The 15,747-nt window shown below is 71.9% G+C and carries 1 protein-coding gene; it reads right to left on the minus strand.

What is annotated here, in order from left to right:
* Window positions 1-21: 21 nt before the first annotated feature.
* The gene (locus tag NUT86_RS03370) at window positions 22-15,723 is read right to left on the minus strand and encodes a type I polyketide synthase (protein ID WP_274740365.1); all 15,702 of its coding nucleotides are present in this window, start codon (window positions 15,721-15,723) and stop codon (window positions 22-24) included.
* Between the last annotated feature and the right edge of the window lie 24 nt (window positions 15,724-15,747).

A 15,747-nucleotide genomic window follows, 5' to 3' on the forward strand; every position in this document is an offset into this window, starting at 1 on the left:
GGTTGTTTCGCGGCCGGCGTCTCATGACATGCCGAGGTCGTTGTCGATGAAGTCGAAGATCTCGTCCGCGGTGGCGGAGTTGATCCGGTCGCTCACCCCGGCGTCGTCCGTCACCTCCGCGTCGGTGTCCTCCTGCTCGTGCCACTTCGCGAGCAGCAACTGCAGCCGGGAGGCGATCCTGGCCCGCTGCGGATCGTCCTGCGCCACGTCGGCCAGCACGTCCTCCAACCGGTCCAGCTCGGCGAGCGCGGGCAGCGCCCCGGCCGTGTCCCCCGCCGCGACCTGCGTCCGCAGATGACGGGCGAGGGCCGCAGCGGTCGGATGGTCGAACAGCAGCGTGGCGGGCAGCTGGGTGCCGGTGGCGAGACCGAGCCGGTTGCGCAGCTCGACGGCCATGAGCGAGTCGAAGCCCAGCTCGCTGAACGCCCGCTTCGGGTCGATCGCGTCCACGGAGTCATGCCCGAGGACGCCGGCGACATGGGTGCGGACAAGGGTGGCGAGGACGCGTTCCTGGTCCGCCTCGCTCCGCCCGGCCAACTGCGCGCGCAGCGCCTGGAGACCGCCCGGCCGGCCACTGTCCGCGGACTCGCTTTCCGGGACCGCCTGCCGGGCCTCCGGCAGGTCGGAGAACAGCGCGCTGGGCCGCACCGACGTGAAGCCGGGTACGAACCGCGCCCAGTCCACATCGGCCACGGTCAGCGTGGTGTCGCCACGGGTGAGTGCCCGCTCCAGCGCGTCGACCGCGAGCCGCGGGTCGAGCGGGCTCATACCGCCCCGGGTGAGGCGCTCTGCCAGTTGCTCGTCACCTGCGGTTCCGGCCGCCATGCCGGCGCCGGCCCACGGCCCCCAGGCGAGGGAGGCGGCCGGCAGGCCTAGGGCGTGCCGGTGCTGGGCGAGGGCGTCCAGATAGGCGTTGGCGGCGGCGTAGTTGGCCTGGCCGGTCGCCCCCACCGTGCCGGCGAAGGACGAGAACAGCACCAACGGCGTCCGGTCGTCGGCCAGTTCGTGCAGGTGCGCCGCGGCCGCCATCTTGGACCGCAGCACGGCGTCCAGGCGCGCACCGTCGAGCCCGGCGATCAGCCCGTCGTCGAGCACGCCCGCGGCGTGGAACACGGCATCGACGGGATGCTCGGCCAGCAGCCGTGCCAGCGCCTCACGGTCGGCGGCATCGCAGGCGGCGAGCGTCACCCGGATGCCACGGGCGCTCAGTTCGGCCCGCAGCTCGGCTGCGCCCTCGGCCCGCGCACCGCGTCGGCCGGCCAGTACCAGGTGTGCGACACCCCGGTCGGCCAGCCGGCGGGCGATGTGTGCGCCGAGCGCACCGGTGCCTCCGGTGACCAGGACGGTACCGGCACACGCCCACGGCTCTTCGGTGCCGGGTCCGGTGCCCCCGGTCCGGGCCCGGACCAGCCGCCGGACGAACACACCCGAGCCGCGTACGGCGACCTGGTCCTCGCCCGGCCCGGCTTCCAGTACCGCGCAGAGCCGCTCCACGGCCCGCTCATCGGGCTCCGCGGGCAGATCGACCAGACCGCCCCAGCTCTGCGGCTGCTCCAGCGCGGCGACCCGTCCGAAGCCCCAGACCGCGGCCTGTACGGGGGACGGCACCGCCTCGCGCTCCCGCACCGCCACTGCGCCGGTGGTGGCGCACCACAGCGGTGCGGCGGAGCCCAGGTCGTCGAGGGCCTGGACGAGGGCCAGCGTCGCGGCGAGTCCGCCGGGCGTGGCGGGCCGGCTCGGATGCGGCTCCTCGTCGGTGGCCAGCAGTGACAGCACCCCGTCCAGGGGGCCGGACTCGCCCAGCAGCGGGCCCAGTTGGCCGGCGAGCGACATGCGGTCGGCGCGGCCGCAGTCGATCTCGACCGGGATGACCGCGGCCGCCCCATGGGCGGTGAGCCCGGCCGCGAGCGCCGTCTCCCAGGCACGGCCGCCGCGGCCCGCGGGGAAGGCGAGCAGCCAGGTGCCGGACAGCACGGGAGTCGGGGCATCGGCGGCCGGCCGCCAGGTGACGCGGTATTCCCAGCCGTCGGCGACGGTGCGTTCGCGCTGCTCGTTGCGCCACGAGGACAGCGCGGGCAGAACGTCGCTCAGCGGGGCGTCACCGGCCAGGTGGAGACGCTCGGCCAGTTCGCCCGGGTCGGCGTGTTCCACCGCGGCCCAGAACTGGTCGTCCACCGTCTGCGCCGGGTCCGTCCCGGTCTGCGGACCGGCCGGCTCCAGCCAGTACCGGCGGCGCTGGAAGGCGTAGGTGGGCAGCTCGACAGGGCGCGCCCCCTCGCCGTACAGCGCGGCGGGCCCTGCCCCGAGACCGCGCACATGCAATCGCGCCGCGGCCTGCAGGGCGCTGCGTGCCTCGGGCCGTTCGCGCCGCAGGACGGGGAGTGCGGCGGTGTCCTCATCGGGCTCGCGCAGGCTCTCCCATGCCAGGGCCGCCAGGGCGCCGTCGGGCCCCAGCTCCAGATACGTCCGTACTCCCTCGGCCTCCAGGCGGCGGATGCCGTCACCGAAGCGGACGGCCTCCCGCACCTGCCGCACCCAGTAGGCGGGCGAGGTCAGGTCGGCGTCGGCCGCCGGTTCCCCGGTGAGGTTGGAGACGACGGGCAGACGCGGCGGTGCGTAGCGCACGCCCCGCGCGATCTCGCCGAACTCCTCCAGCATCGCTTCCATCAAGGGAGAGTGAAACGCATGGCTGACCCGCAAACGCCTAGTCTTTCGTCCGCGCTCGGCCAGCTCTCCGGCGATCTCGGTGACCGTGTCCTCGGCACCGGAGACGACGACGGCCGACGGCCCGTTCACCGCGGCGATCCCCGCCCGGTCCGCCCGGCCCGCCAGCAGGGGCAGCACCTCTTCTTCGGCGGCCTGTACGGCGATCATGGCGCCGCCTTCCGGCAGTGCCTGCATCAGCCGCCCGCGGGCCGCGATCAGCCGGCACGCGTCCTCCAGGGTCAGCACCCCGGCCGCATGCACGGCGGTCAGCTCTCCGATGGAGTGGCCGATCAGCACATCGGGCCTGATCCCCCACGATCCGACGAGCGCGTGAAGTGCCGTTCCCACGGCGAACAGTGCGGGCTGGGTGTAGGCGGTGCGGTCGAGCAGCGCGGCCTCGGGCGTGCCCTCGTCCGCGAAGACCAGGTCGCGCAGCGGCCGTTCGAGGTGGCGGTCGAACTCCGCGCAGACCTCGTCGAACGCCGTCGCATAGGCGGGGAACCGATCGTAGAGCTCGCGTCCCATGCCGGCGCGCTGGGAGCCCTGGCCGCTGAACAGGAAGGCGAGCTTTCCGCCGGTGTCCGCCCGCCCGCGCACCAGCTCCGCCGAGTCCTCCCCGCGGGCCAGCGCGGCAAGGCCCTTCAGGAACATATCCCGGTCCTCGGCGACCAGCGCCGCCCGGTGGTCGAAGGCGGCCCGGGTGGTGGCGAGCGCGTGCCCGACATCGTGTACGGGCAGGTCCGGGTGGTCGGTGAGGTGGGCGCGCAGCCGCTTCGCCTGGTCGCGGAGTGCGGCGGCGGACCGGGCGGACAGCGGCCAGACGACGGGCCCCGGCGGACCGCCGGGCCCGTCCTGTCCGGCGCGGGCGGTGTCGGCCGGACCGCTGTCGGGAGTCGTGGCCCCGGCGGGTCCACCGTCTGCCGCCCCGTACTGTTCGAGCACCACATGCGCGTTGGTGCCGCTGATCCCGAACGAGGACACGGCGGCCCGGCGCGGCAGTTCGCACCGCGGCCACTCCACGGGCCGGGTCAGCAGCCGCACTTCGCCGGCCGACCAGTCGACGTGGGAAGAGGGCTCGGTGACGTGCAGTGTGCGGGGCAGTACGCCCTTCTGGAGCGCCAGCACCATCTTGATCACACCCGCCACACCCGCGGCCGCCTGCGTGTGCCCGATGTTCGACTTCACCGACCCCAGCCACAACGGCCGGTCCGGCTCGCGGTCCTGGCCGTAGGTGGCGATCAGCGCCTGTGCCTCGATCGGATCGCCCAGCGACGTCCCGGTGCCGTGTGCCTCGACCGCGTCGACCTCATGGGCATCGAGGCCGGCGTTGGCGAGTGCCGCCCGGATGACCCGCTGCTGGGAGGGGCCGTTGGGCGCTGTCAGACCGTTGGACGCCCCGTCCTGGTTGACCGCGGACCCACGGAGCACGGCGAGCACCGGGTGTCCGTTGCGCCGCGCGTCGGAGAGCCGCTCGACGAGGACGACTCCCGCGCCCTCGCCCCAGCCGGTGCCGTCCGCGTCGTCGGCGAATGCCTTGCACCGCCCGTCGCCCGCCAGCCCCCCTTGCCGGCCGAATTCCACGAAGGCACCCGGAGTGGCCATCACGGTCACCCCGCCCGCGAAGGCGAGATCGCACTCCCCGAGCCGCAGTGCCTGTGCGGCCAGATGCAGCGCCACCAGCGACGACGAGCACGCCGTGTCGACGGTGACGGCGGGGCCTTCGAGGCCGAAGGCGTAGGAGACCCGGCCGGACGTCACACTGGTGGCATGACCGGTGAGCAACTGGCCCTCGCTGCCCTCGGGCAGGGTGTGTGCGGCCGAGCCGTAGCCCTGGTAGTTCGTCCCCGCGAACACCCCGGTGCGGCTGCCGCGCAGCGCCGCCGGGTCGATACCGGCCCGCTCCAGTGCCTCCCATGAGATTTCGAGCAGCAGCCGCTGCTGCGGGTCCATGGTGACCGCCTCACGCGGTGAGATGCCGAAGAAGTCCGCGTCGAAGTCACCGCCGTCGTGGAGGAAACCGCCTTCAACCCGGCCGGCCTCGCCGTCGGTCTGCCAGCCCCGGTCGGCCGGCAGGGGCGACAGCGCGTCCACGCCGTCGGCCAGCAGCCGCCAGAACTCCTCCGGGCTGCCCGCCCCTCCCGGGAACCGGCAGCTCATGGCAACGATGGCCAGCTGTTCCTCGCCGTTCGCCGGCTGCCCTGCCACAGCGACCGGGGCGGCAGCCGCCTCACCGTCTCCGAAGAGCTCGGCGCACACATGGCGGGCCAGCACCACCGGCGACGGGTAGTCGAAGACGAGGGTCGCCGGCAGCCGCAGACCGGTCGCGGCGCCCAGCCGGTTGCGCAGCTCGACGGCGGTGAGCGAATCGATGCCCAGGCCGCGGAAGTCCCGTGCGGGCTCGACGGCTTCGGGGCCGGCGTGCCCGAGCACAAGCGCTGCCTGCGCACGGACGAGTTCCAGTACCGCCGGCTCCCGCTCGGCGGCCGGCAGCGCGGCCAGCCCGGTCCGCAGGCTCTCCGCCGCGTCACCGGGGGCCGCCGACGCAGCCGAGCGCCGGGCGGACCCGGTCACCAGACCACGCAGGAGGGCCGGCGGTGCGGAGTGCGGTGCCCGCAGCGCCGCGTGGTCGAGCCGTACGGGGGCGTACACCGGTTCAGCAGTACGGAATGCGGCGTCGAACGCCGCCATGCCCTGCTCGACCGTGAACGGCACCATGCCACCACGCGCCATGCGCCGCAGATCGGCATCCGCCAGCTCGCCGGTCATCCCCGCACCTGGCGCCCACGGACCCCACGCGAGTGACGTGGCAGGCAGCCCGAGGCCGTGCCGGGCCTGGGCGAACGCGTCCAGGAAGGCGTTCGCCGCCGCGTAGTTGCCCTGCCCCGAGCCGCCGAACATACCGGCGACCGAGGAGAAGACGACGAACGCGGCCAGGTCCTCGTCCCGGGTCAGCTCCTGCAGTGCGCTCACCGCGTCCGCCTTCGGCGCGAGCACGGTATCCAGCCGCTCGGGCGTCAGCGAGGACAGTACGCCGTCATCGAGCACCCCGGCCGTGTGCACGACCGCGGTGAGCGGATGCCGCACCGGTACGGAGCCGAGCAGCCCGCGCAGCGCCTCGCGGTCAGTGGTGTCACAGGCGGCGACGGTGACCTCGGCGCCGAGGGCGGCGAGTTCGTCGCGCAGCGCGGCGGCGCCCGGAGACTGCGGCCCCCGGCGACTGGACAGCACCAGATGACGCACCCCATGCTCGGTCACCAGATGCCGGGCCACCAGCGCGCCCAGACCACCCGTCCCACCCGTGACCAGCACCGTCCCCTCCGGATCGAGGGGCACCGGCATGGTCAGCACGACCTTGCCGACGTTCTTGGCCTGGCTGAGGTGGCGGAATGCCTCGGGGGCCTTCCTTACGTCCCACGCGGTGAGCGGCAGGGGCCGCAGCACGCCCTGCTCGAAGAGGCCGACGAGCGCCGTCAGCATCTCCCCGATCCGCTCCGGACCGGCGTCAAACAGATCGAACGCCTGGTAGCGCACGCCCTCGTGCGCGGCCGCGACCTCCTGTGCATCACGGATGTCGGTCTTGCCCATCTCCAGGAACCGCCCGCCCCGCGGCAACAACCGCAGCGAGGCGTCCACGAACTCCCGCGCCAGGGAATCCAGCACCACATCCACTCCCCGGTCGGCGGTCGTCGCCAGGAAGGACCGCTCGAAGTCCAGATCACGGGACGAGGCGATATGCGCCTCGTCCAGACCCGAAGACCGAAGCGTCTCCCACTTGCCCGGACTCGCGGTACCGAACACCTCCGCGCCCAGATGCCGCGCCAGCTGCACCGCGGCCATGCCGACGCCACCCGCGGCGGCATGCACCAGCACCGACTCGCCCGCCTGCACGTCGCCGAGTTCCACCAGCGCGTAGTAGGCCGTCAGGAACACCACCGGAACCGACGCCGCCTGCGCGAACGACCAGCCCTCGGGAATGCGGGCGAGGGTGCGCGCATCGGCCACCGCCAGCGGACCGAACGACTGGGTGAACAGCCCCATGACCCGGTCGCCCGGAGCGAACCCGGTCACTCCCGGACCGACCTCGGTGACCACCCCGGCGCCCTCGATCCCCAGCGCCACGGCGTCACCCGGGTACATACCGAGTGCGTTCAGCACATCCCGGAAGTTCAGACCGGCGGCACGCACCGAGATCCGCACCTGCCCGGCGCCCAACTCGGCCTGGGCCGTGGGCACTTCGACGAGGTGCAGGTTCTCCAGCGTGCCCTTCTCCGCGATGTCCAGGCACCACGCCCCGCTCTCCCCGGGCACCGGCAGCGCATCCGGCCGTACGTGCCTGCTGAGCCTCGGGACGTACACCTGCCCGGCGCGTACCGCCAGTTCGGGCTCGTCGCAGGCGAGTGCGGCGGGGAGCACGGCCAGGGACTCGCTCGCCCCGTCCAGATCGACCAGCGTGAACCGGTCCGGGTGCTCCGAACGCGCCGCACGGACGAGCCCCCACACGGCGGCCGGCGCCGGGTCCGGTCGCCGTTCGTCCACGGTGACCGCGCCCTGGGTGACGACGACCAGCCGGGCCGCGGCGAACCGCTCCTCGGCCAGCCATGCCTGGAGCAGCGCGAGCGCCCGATGGGTCGCGATATGCGCGGCGGCGGCCGGGTCACCATCAGGAGCGTCCAGCCGCAGCAGGACGTGGGAAGGCACCTCGTCCCGGGGAAGCGACGCGAGGTCCGGGTAGACGGACGCGCCGATCGCGGACCCGTCGAGCCGGCCGTCGACGCCGTCGCACACATCGACGACCGCATCAACGGTTACCGCGGGCACGGTGGGCCCGCCGGCCCCGGAGGGCTCCGGCAGCGGGATCCAGTCCATCGTGTGCAGCGCGGTGTCCTGCCCGCCCGCCTTGGCCTGGGCGATCCCGTCGGCCGACACCGGCCGCAGGACCAGGGAGTCGATCGTCGCGACGGGTCCGCCCGAGGCGTCGGACAGCTCCAGGGCGACCGAGTCGGGACCGTTCACGGACAGCCGGGCACGCAGCACCGACGCTCCGGACGCGTGCAGGGTCGCCCCTGACCAGGAGAAGGGCAGCCTGCCTCGGCTCTCGTCCGCCCGGTCCGACTCCACGAGTCCGAGTGGATGCAGCACCGAATCCAGCAGCGCCGGGTGCAGCCCGAAGCCGGCCGCCTCGGGGGCGGCACTCTCCGGAAGTTCGACCGAGGCGAACAGCTCGTCACCACGGCTCCATACCTGACGCAGACCACGGAAGGCCGGCCCATAGCCGAACCCCGCTGCCGTCAGCGCCTCGTACAGGCCGTCGACGGAGACGGGCTCCGCACCGGCGGGCGGCCACTGGGACAGGTCCGCCCCGGGCTCCGCGCCGTCCGTGGCGAGTACGCCGACGGCATGGCGCACCCATGACTGGCCGGCCTGCGCATCCTGCGGCCGGGAGTAGACGTTCAGCGTCCGGCGCCCGGTCTCGTCCGCGGCCCCGACGGCCACCTGGAGCTGTACGGCACCCGGCTCCGGCAGGACCAGCGGCGCCTGCAGCGTCAGTTCCTCCACCTGCCCGCAACCGACCTGATCCCCGGCACGGACGGCCAGATCCAGGAAGGCGGTACCGGGGAGCAGGACGGAGCCCGCGACGCGATGCTCGGCGAGCCAGGGCTGCGCAGCGACGGACACCCGCCCCGTGAACACCACGGCGCCGCCGTCGGCCGGCCCGTACACGCTGTCCGAGCCGTCCGTACCGCCCGTGCCGCCCACACTGCCGGCCAGGGAGACGGCAGCACCCAGCAAGGGGTGCTGCGCGGACACCAGCCCGGCGGAACCGAGGTCCCCGGTCGGCAGGCCCGTGAACCGGGGCCAGTAGCGCTGGTGTTGGAAGGCGTAGGTGGGGAGGTCGATGGGGGTGGGAGTGGGGGCGGGAGTGGGGAAGAAGGTCTGCCAGTTGATGGCGATGCCGTGGGCGAATGCTCGCCCGGCGGCGGAGAGTACCGCGGATATCTCCCCGCGGTCGTCGCCGCGCAGGGTGGGGATAAGGACATGGCCCGCGTCCGGATCCGCATCCACGTCACCGTCGAGGCAGCCCTGTGCCATGGCGGTGAGAGTGCCGTCGGGCCCGATCTCCAGGAACCGGGTCACGCCCTGCTGCTCCAGCCGCCGTACTCCGTCGGCGAAGCGGACCGCTTCCCGGACGTGCCGCACCCAGTAGTCAGGGGACATCAGTTCTTGTGGTGCGGCGAGTTCGCCGGTCAGATTCGACACCACCGGGATACGAGGTTCCTCGTACGACACGCTTTCCGCGACGGCACGGAACTCGTCGAGCATCGGCTCCATCAGCGGGGAATGGAAGGCATGACTCACCTGGAGCCGCTTCACCTTCCGCCCCTCGGACTCAAAACGACCGGCGATCTCCGCCACCGCGGATTCCTCACCGGAGACCACGACCGACCGCGGACCGTTCACCGCGGCGATACCCACCCGCTGCTCCTGGCCCTCCACCAGCGGCAACACCTCATCCTCAGTGGCTTGAAGCGCCACCATCGCGCCACCCGCCGGCAGCGCCTGCATCAACCGGCCACGGGCCGCCACGAGCCGGCAGGCGTCTTCCAGTGACAGCACGCCCGCCACATGAGCAGCCACCACCTCACCGATGGAATGCCCCATCAGGAAGTCGGGCCGCACACCGAACGACTCCACCAACCGGAACAGCGCCACCTCCACCGCGAACAACGCCGGCTGAGTGAACCCCGTCCGATGCAGCAGTCCGGCCTCGTCACCGAACACCACGTCCCGCAGCGGAGTCGCCAACTCGCCGTCGAAGTGCGCACAGACGGAGTCAAAAGCATCGGCGAACACCGGGAAGGCGTCATACAGCTCCCGGCCCATCCCCAACCGCTGCGCGCCCTGCCCGGTGAACAGCAGAGCCAGTCGCGCTTCGGGCGCAGCCAGGGCGCTCACCACGGAAGCGGCTTCGCCCCCTGTGGCCAGCGCCCTGAGTCCGTCGATCAGCGCACTGCGCTCGGTGCCGAGGACGACGGCCCGGTGTTCAAACGCCGAACGTGTCGTGGCCAGGGCGAACCCCACCTCAGGCGCGCCGAGTTCAGGCCGGGCCTCCACATGCGCCAACAACCGCTGCGCCTGCGCCCGCAGCCCCTCCCGGCTCCGCGCGGACACCACCCACGGCACCACACCCACACCGCCCACCGGCCGGGCTTCTGCGCTCTCCTCCACCGGAGCCTGCTCGATCACCACATGCGCGTTGGTGCCGCTCACACCGAACGCCGACACCCCGGCCCGACGCAGCCGCTCCCCCTCCGGCCACGCCACAGCCTCGGTGAGCAGTCGTACGTTGCCGGCCGACCAGTCCACATGCGACGACGGCTCATCGACATGCAGAGTCTGCGGAAGGATGCCGTGCCGCAACGCCAGCACCATCTTGATGACACCCGCCGCACCCGCAGCCGCCTGCGTATGCCCGATGTTCGACTTCACCGACCCCAGCCACAACGGCCGGTCGGCGTCCCGGTCCTGGCCGTACGTCGCAAGCAGCGCCTGCGCCTCGATCGGGTCACCCAGCGCCGTCCCCGTACCGTGCGCCTCGACGACATCCACATCCGACGGCAAGAGTCCCGCACCGGCCAGCGCCTGCCGGATCACCCGCTGCTGCGAAGGACCGTTCGGCGCCGTCAGACCATTCGACGCACCATCCTGATTCACCGCACTGCCACGCACCACGGCCAACACCCGATGACCCTTGCGCCGCGCATCCGACAGCCGCTCCACCACCAACACACCAGCGCCCTCAGCCCAACCGGTGCCATCCGCAGCATCCGAGAACGCCTTGCACCGGCCATCAGCAGCAAGGCCGCGCTGCCTGCTGAATTCGATGAACGCACCCGGCGTCGACATCACGGTCACACCGCCGGCCAGCGCCAGATCACATTCACCCGAGCGCAGGGACTGCACCGCCAAGTGCAGGGCGACCAGCGACGAGGAACACGCCGTGTCCACCGTGACCGCCGGCCCCTCCAGACCCAGCGCATACGACACCCGGCCCGACACCACAGCTGCCGCATTCCCGGTACCGAGATAGCCGTCCTGGCCTTCCGGGGTGCTCAGCAGCAGGGCGGGGTAGTCCTGGCCGTTGGAACCGACGAAGACCCCGGCCCGGCTCCCCCGCAACGTCTGCGGATCAATGCCGGAACGCTCAAGCGCCTCCCAGGAGGTCTCCAGCAGCAGCCGCTGCTGCGGGTCGATCGCGACGGCTTCACGTGGGCTGATGCCGAAGAACGCCGGGTCGAACCGGTCAACCCCGCTGACGAATCCGCCATGGCGCGAGTAGCTCTTCCCAGGCTGTCCCGGGGTCGGGTCGTAGAGAGCGTCGAGGTCCCAGCCGCGGTCGTTGGGGAGCTCGGAGATCGCGTCCTCGGCTCCGGCCACCAGCCGCCACAGGTCCTCCGGACCGGCCACCCCACCGGGAAGACGGCAGCTCATCCCGACGATGACCACCGGGTCGTCCGCGATGGACGCCATCACCGGCAGATCGGATGCCGTGTCCGTCCCGGTCCCGAACAGCTCATCGCCCAAGAACCGTGCCAGATCGACCGGCGTCGGGTAGTCGAAGACGACGGTGGCGGGCAGCCGCAGCCCGGTTTCCGTGTTCAGCCGGCCACGCAACTCCACAGCGGTCAGCGAGTCGAAGCCCAAGTCCCGGAAGGCAGAACGTGCTTCAAGCGACTCCGGCTTGTGGTAGCCGAGGACCGCTGCGGCGTGAGTACGCACCAGCTCCAGCAGCGCCCGGTCCCGCTCCACAGCCGACAGCCCCGCAAAACGCTCCCGCACCACACCAGAATCCTCACCAGCGGCCCCGGCAGCCAACGCAGCCCGAACCTCCGGCAGGTCCTCCAGCAACGGACTCGGCCGAGCACTCGTGAACGCCGGAGCGAACCGCTCCCACGCCACATCAGCCACCACCACCGAACCCTCACCCGCACCAACCGCCGACTCCAACGCCGAGACAGCAAGATCGGGATCCAGCGCCCTCAGTCCACGGCGCAGCAGATGCTCCTCCGCGCCCTCCACACCAGCCATACCGCCACCGGCCCACGGACCCCACGCCACGGAACAACCCACCACACCCCGCGCACGACGTGCCTCCACCAACCCCTCAACGAAGGCATTCCCCGCCGCATACGCCCCCTGACCACCACTCCCCCACACACCAGCAATCGACGAAAACACCACAAACGCATCCAGCACCTGATCCCGCAGCACTTCATCCAGCACCACAGCACCCGCAACCTTCGCCCCCATCACCTCACCAAAATGACCCGCATCCGCCTCACCCAACGGAACCGAATCCACCACACCCGCCGCATGAACGACCGCATCCACCACACACCCCGACAACAACTTCTCGACCGCATCCCGGTCCGAGACATCACAGGCCGCCACCGTCACCCGAACCCCAAGGGCAGACAGCTCCGCTTCCAGCTCGGCCGCACCGGGAGCATCCGGGCCACGACGGCTCGTCAGGACCACATGCTCCGCACCCCGCTCGGCCGCCCAACGCGCCACACGGGCACCCAACGCACCCGTACCACCCGTGATCAACACCGTCCCCCGCGGCCGCCAACCACCAGCCGTATCCCCAGCTGGAGCCGGAGCGTGCACCAGCCTTCGCCCGAACACACCCGACGCCCGCACCGCCACCTGATCCTCAGAGCCATCGGCCAAAACACCCACAAGCCGATCAAGAGCCCTACGGTCCACCGCCTCCGGAAGGTCCACCAGACCACCCCAACGGTCCGGCAACTCCAAAGCCGCCACCCGACCCAAACCCCACACCGCCGCACCCGCCGGATCCGGCCCACCATCCGACCGACCCACCGAAACAGCCCCCCGCGTCACCACCCACACACGCCCACCCACACCCGCATCACCCAACGCCTGCACCACCACAGCAGTACGCACCGCATCCGCCGCGCCCACCACCAGCACCCCAGCGACTGGCTCCTCACCAGCCACCGCACGCACCCGCTCAGCCAACAGCCTCCGGTCCACCTCCCCCGCGACACACTCCACCCGCTCAACCGCCACACCACACGCCGCCAGCCCCTCCACCACAGCCTCGGCATACGCATCTCCCGCTGCCACCACCGCAAGCCAGCGACCACCCAGCGCCCCACCCGACTGCGCCGCCAACGGCTTCCACTCCACCCGATACCGCCAGTCGCTCACGGCAGACTGCTCGCGCGGTTCGGGTGTGGCGCCCGTCGATTCCAGCCAGTAGCGCTCGCGCTGGAACGCGTAGGTGGGCAGATCCACCCGCCGCGCCCCGGTGCCCGCGAAGTACGCGGCCCAGTCGATCGGTGCGCCCGACGCGAAGGCACCGGCCACCGCCGACATCAGCGACGTGGTCTCGGGCCGGTTTGTCCGCAGGGAGGCGAGGAACACCCGCTCGGTGTCGTCGTCCCCGGTGTCCGAGAGGCAGGCCTGTGCCATCGCGGTGAGCGTGCCTCCGGGGCCCAGCTCCAGGAGCCGGGTCACGCCGTGCTCTGCGAGCCAACGGACACCGTCGTCGAAACGGACGGCCTCACGCACATGCCGCACCCAGTAATCAGCAGAGGCCAACTCCTCCGCAGTGGCGAGTTCGCCGGTCACATTCGAGACCACCGGGATACGCGGCTTCGCGTATGCCACGCTCTCCGCAACCGCCCGGAACTCGTCGAGCATCGGCTCCATCAGGGGCGAGTGGAAGGCATGGCTGACCTGGAGCCGCTTCACCTTCCGGCCCTCGGACTCGAAACGTCCGGCGACCTCAGAAACCGCCGACTCGTCACCCGAAATCACCACCGACTGCGGACCATTCACCGCAGCGACACTCACCCGCTGCTCGAACCCCTCCAACAGCGGCAGCACCTCGGACTCCGACGCCTGAAGCGACACCATCGCCCCGCCCGCCGGCAATGCCTGCATCAACCGGCTGCGGGCAGCGACCAGCCGGCAGGCGTCCTTCAGCGACAGCACGCCCGCCACATGCGCGGCCGTCAACTCGCCAATGGAATGCCCCACCAGGTATTTGGGCTTGAGGCCCCAGGACTCGACCAGCCGGTAGAGCGCGACCTCGACGGCGAAGAGCGCGGGCTGGGTGAACGCCGTCCGGTGGAGGGCGTCGGGGTCCTCGCCGAAGAGGACGTCTCGCAGGGGGCGTTCCAGCTGAGTGTCGAGGAGCGCGCACGCCTCGTCGAACGCCGCGGCGAAGGCCGGGAACGCGGCATACAACTCCCGTCCCATTGCGGCACGTTGGGCGCCCTGTCCCGTGAAGAGGAAGGCGGTGGCACCGCGCAGCGTACGGCCGCCCACGACGTCGGCGTTCGGTCCCTCGGCGCCCGTGGTGGCCAGTTCCTCCAGGCCGCGCAGGGCCGCGGCCCGGTCCTCGGCGAGGACCACGGCGCGGTGTTCGAACGCGGTCCGGGTGGTGGTCAGGGAATGACCGACGTCGGTCAGGTCCAGCTCGTCCTGCTTGACCCGTGCCAGCAGTTGTGCTGCCTGTGCACGCAGAGCGTCCGCGCTGCGGGCGGACACCACCCAGGGGACGAGGGGCAGGGTGCGGGCGGGCTCGCCGTCGGCTTCCGGTGCCGGGGTGTCCTCGGCCGCCGGTGCCTCCTCGATGATGGCGTGGGCGTTGGTTCCGCTGATGCCGAACGAGGAGACCCCGGCGCGGCGCGGGTGTCCGTCCGGCGCCCAGGGCATCGCCTCGGTCAGCACCTCGACGTCTCCGGCCGTCCACTCGATGTGCCGGGACGGCTCGGTGATGTGCAGCGTTTTGGGCAGTGTGCCGTGGTGCATGGCCATGACCATCTTGATGACGCTGCCGACGCCGGCCGCCGACTGGGTGTGGCCGATGTTGGACTTGAGCGAGCCGAGCCGGAGGGGCCCGTTGTCCGCCCGGTCCTTTCCGTATGTGGCGAGCAGGGCCTGGGCCTCGATGGGGTCACCCAGCGAGGTACCCGTCCCGTGGGCGTCGACGGCGTCGACCTCGCTCGGCGTCAGTCCGGCCCGGGACAGCGCGGACCGGATCACCCGCTGCTGTGAGGGACCGTTGGGTGCGGTCAGGCCGTTGGATGCACCGTCGGAGTTGATGGCCGTCCCCCGGACGACGGCCAGTACCGGATGGCCGTTCTTCCGCGCGTCGGAGAGCCGCTCGACGAGCAGCATGCCGGCGCCCTCCGACCATCCGGTGCCGTCCGCATCGTCGGAAAACGGCTTGCAACGGCCGTCGGCCGCGAGGCCTCGCTGCCTGCTGAACTCGAAGAACATGGCCGGGGTGCACATCACGGCGACCCCGCCGGCCAGCGCCAGATCGCATTCGCCCCGGCGCAGGGCATGACAGGCCCAGTGCAGGGCGACCAGCGACGAGGAGCACGCCGTGTCGACCGTGACGGCCGGGCCCTCCAGGCCGAGGGTGTAGGCGATCCGGCCGGAGGCCACGGACGTGGCGTTGCCGGCGAGGAGCAGCCCCTGTACGCCTTCAGGGAGGTCGGACACGCCGACGCCGTACCCGGAGGTGGCGGCGCCGACGAACACTCCGCCGTTGGCGCCGCGCACCGAGGTGGGGTCGATGCCCGCGCGTTCGAAGGCCTCCCAGGCCACTTCGAGGAGCAGGCGTTGCTGGGGGTCGGTGGCCAGTGCCTCCCGCGGGCTCATGCCGAAGAACGCCGGGTCGAAGTACCCCGCGTCATGGAGGAAGCCGCCTTCCCGGACATAGATCGACCCCGGCTTCTCCGGGTCCGGGTCGTAGGCCGCGTCGACGTCCCAGCCCCGGTCGGCCGGGAAGTCGGAGACGGCGTCTCCCCCCTCGGCGACCAGCTGCCACAGGTCTTCCGGAGTACGCACGCTGCCGGGGTAGCGGCAGCTCATCGCGACGATGGCGATGGGTTCCTGGTCCCTGCCCTCGGCCTCGCGAAGCTGGCGACGGGTCTGCCGAAGCTCGGTCGTCACCCGCTTCAGGTACTCCATGTACTTCTCGTCGTCAGCAGCCAC

The sequence above is a fragment of the Streptomyces sp. G7(2002) genome, from assembly GCF_028870195.1.
In the GTDB taxonomy this organism is placed as follows: domain Bacteria; phylum Actinomycetota; class Actinomycetes; order Streptomycetales; family Streptomycetaceae; genus Streptomyces; species Streptomyces nigrescens.

What these genes read in the sequence shown, in the direction of transcription:
- NUT86_RS03370 (WP_274740365.1), bottom strand. Translation starts at nt 15,723, where the DNA reads ATGGAGTACCTGAAGCGGGTGACGACCGAGCTTCGGCAGACCCGTCGC.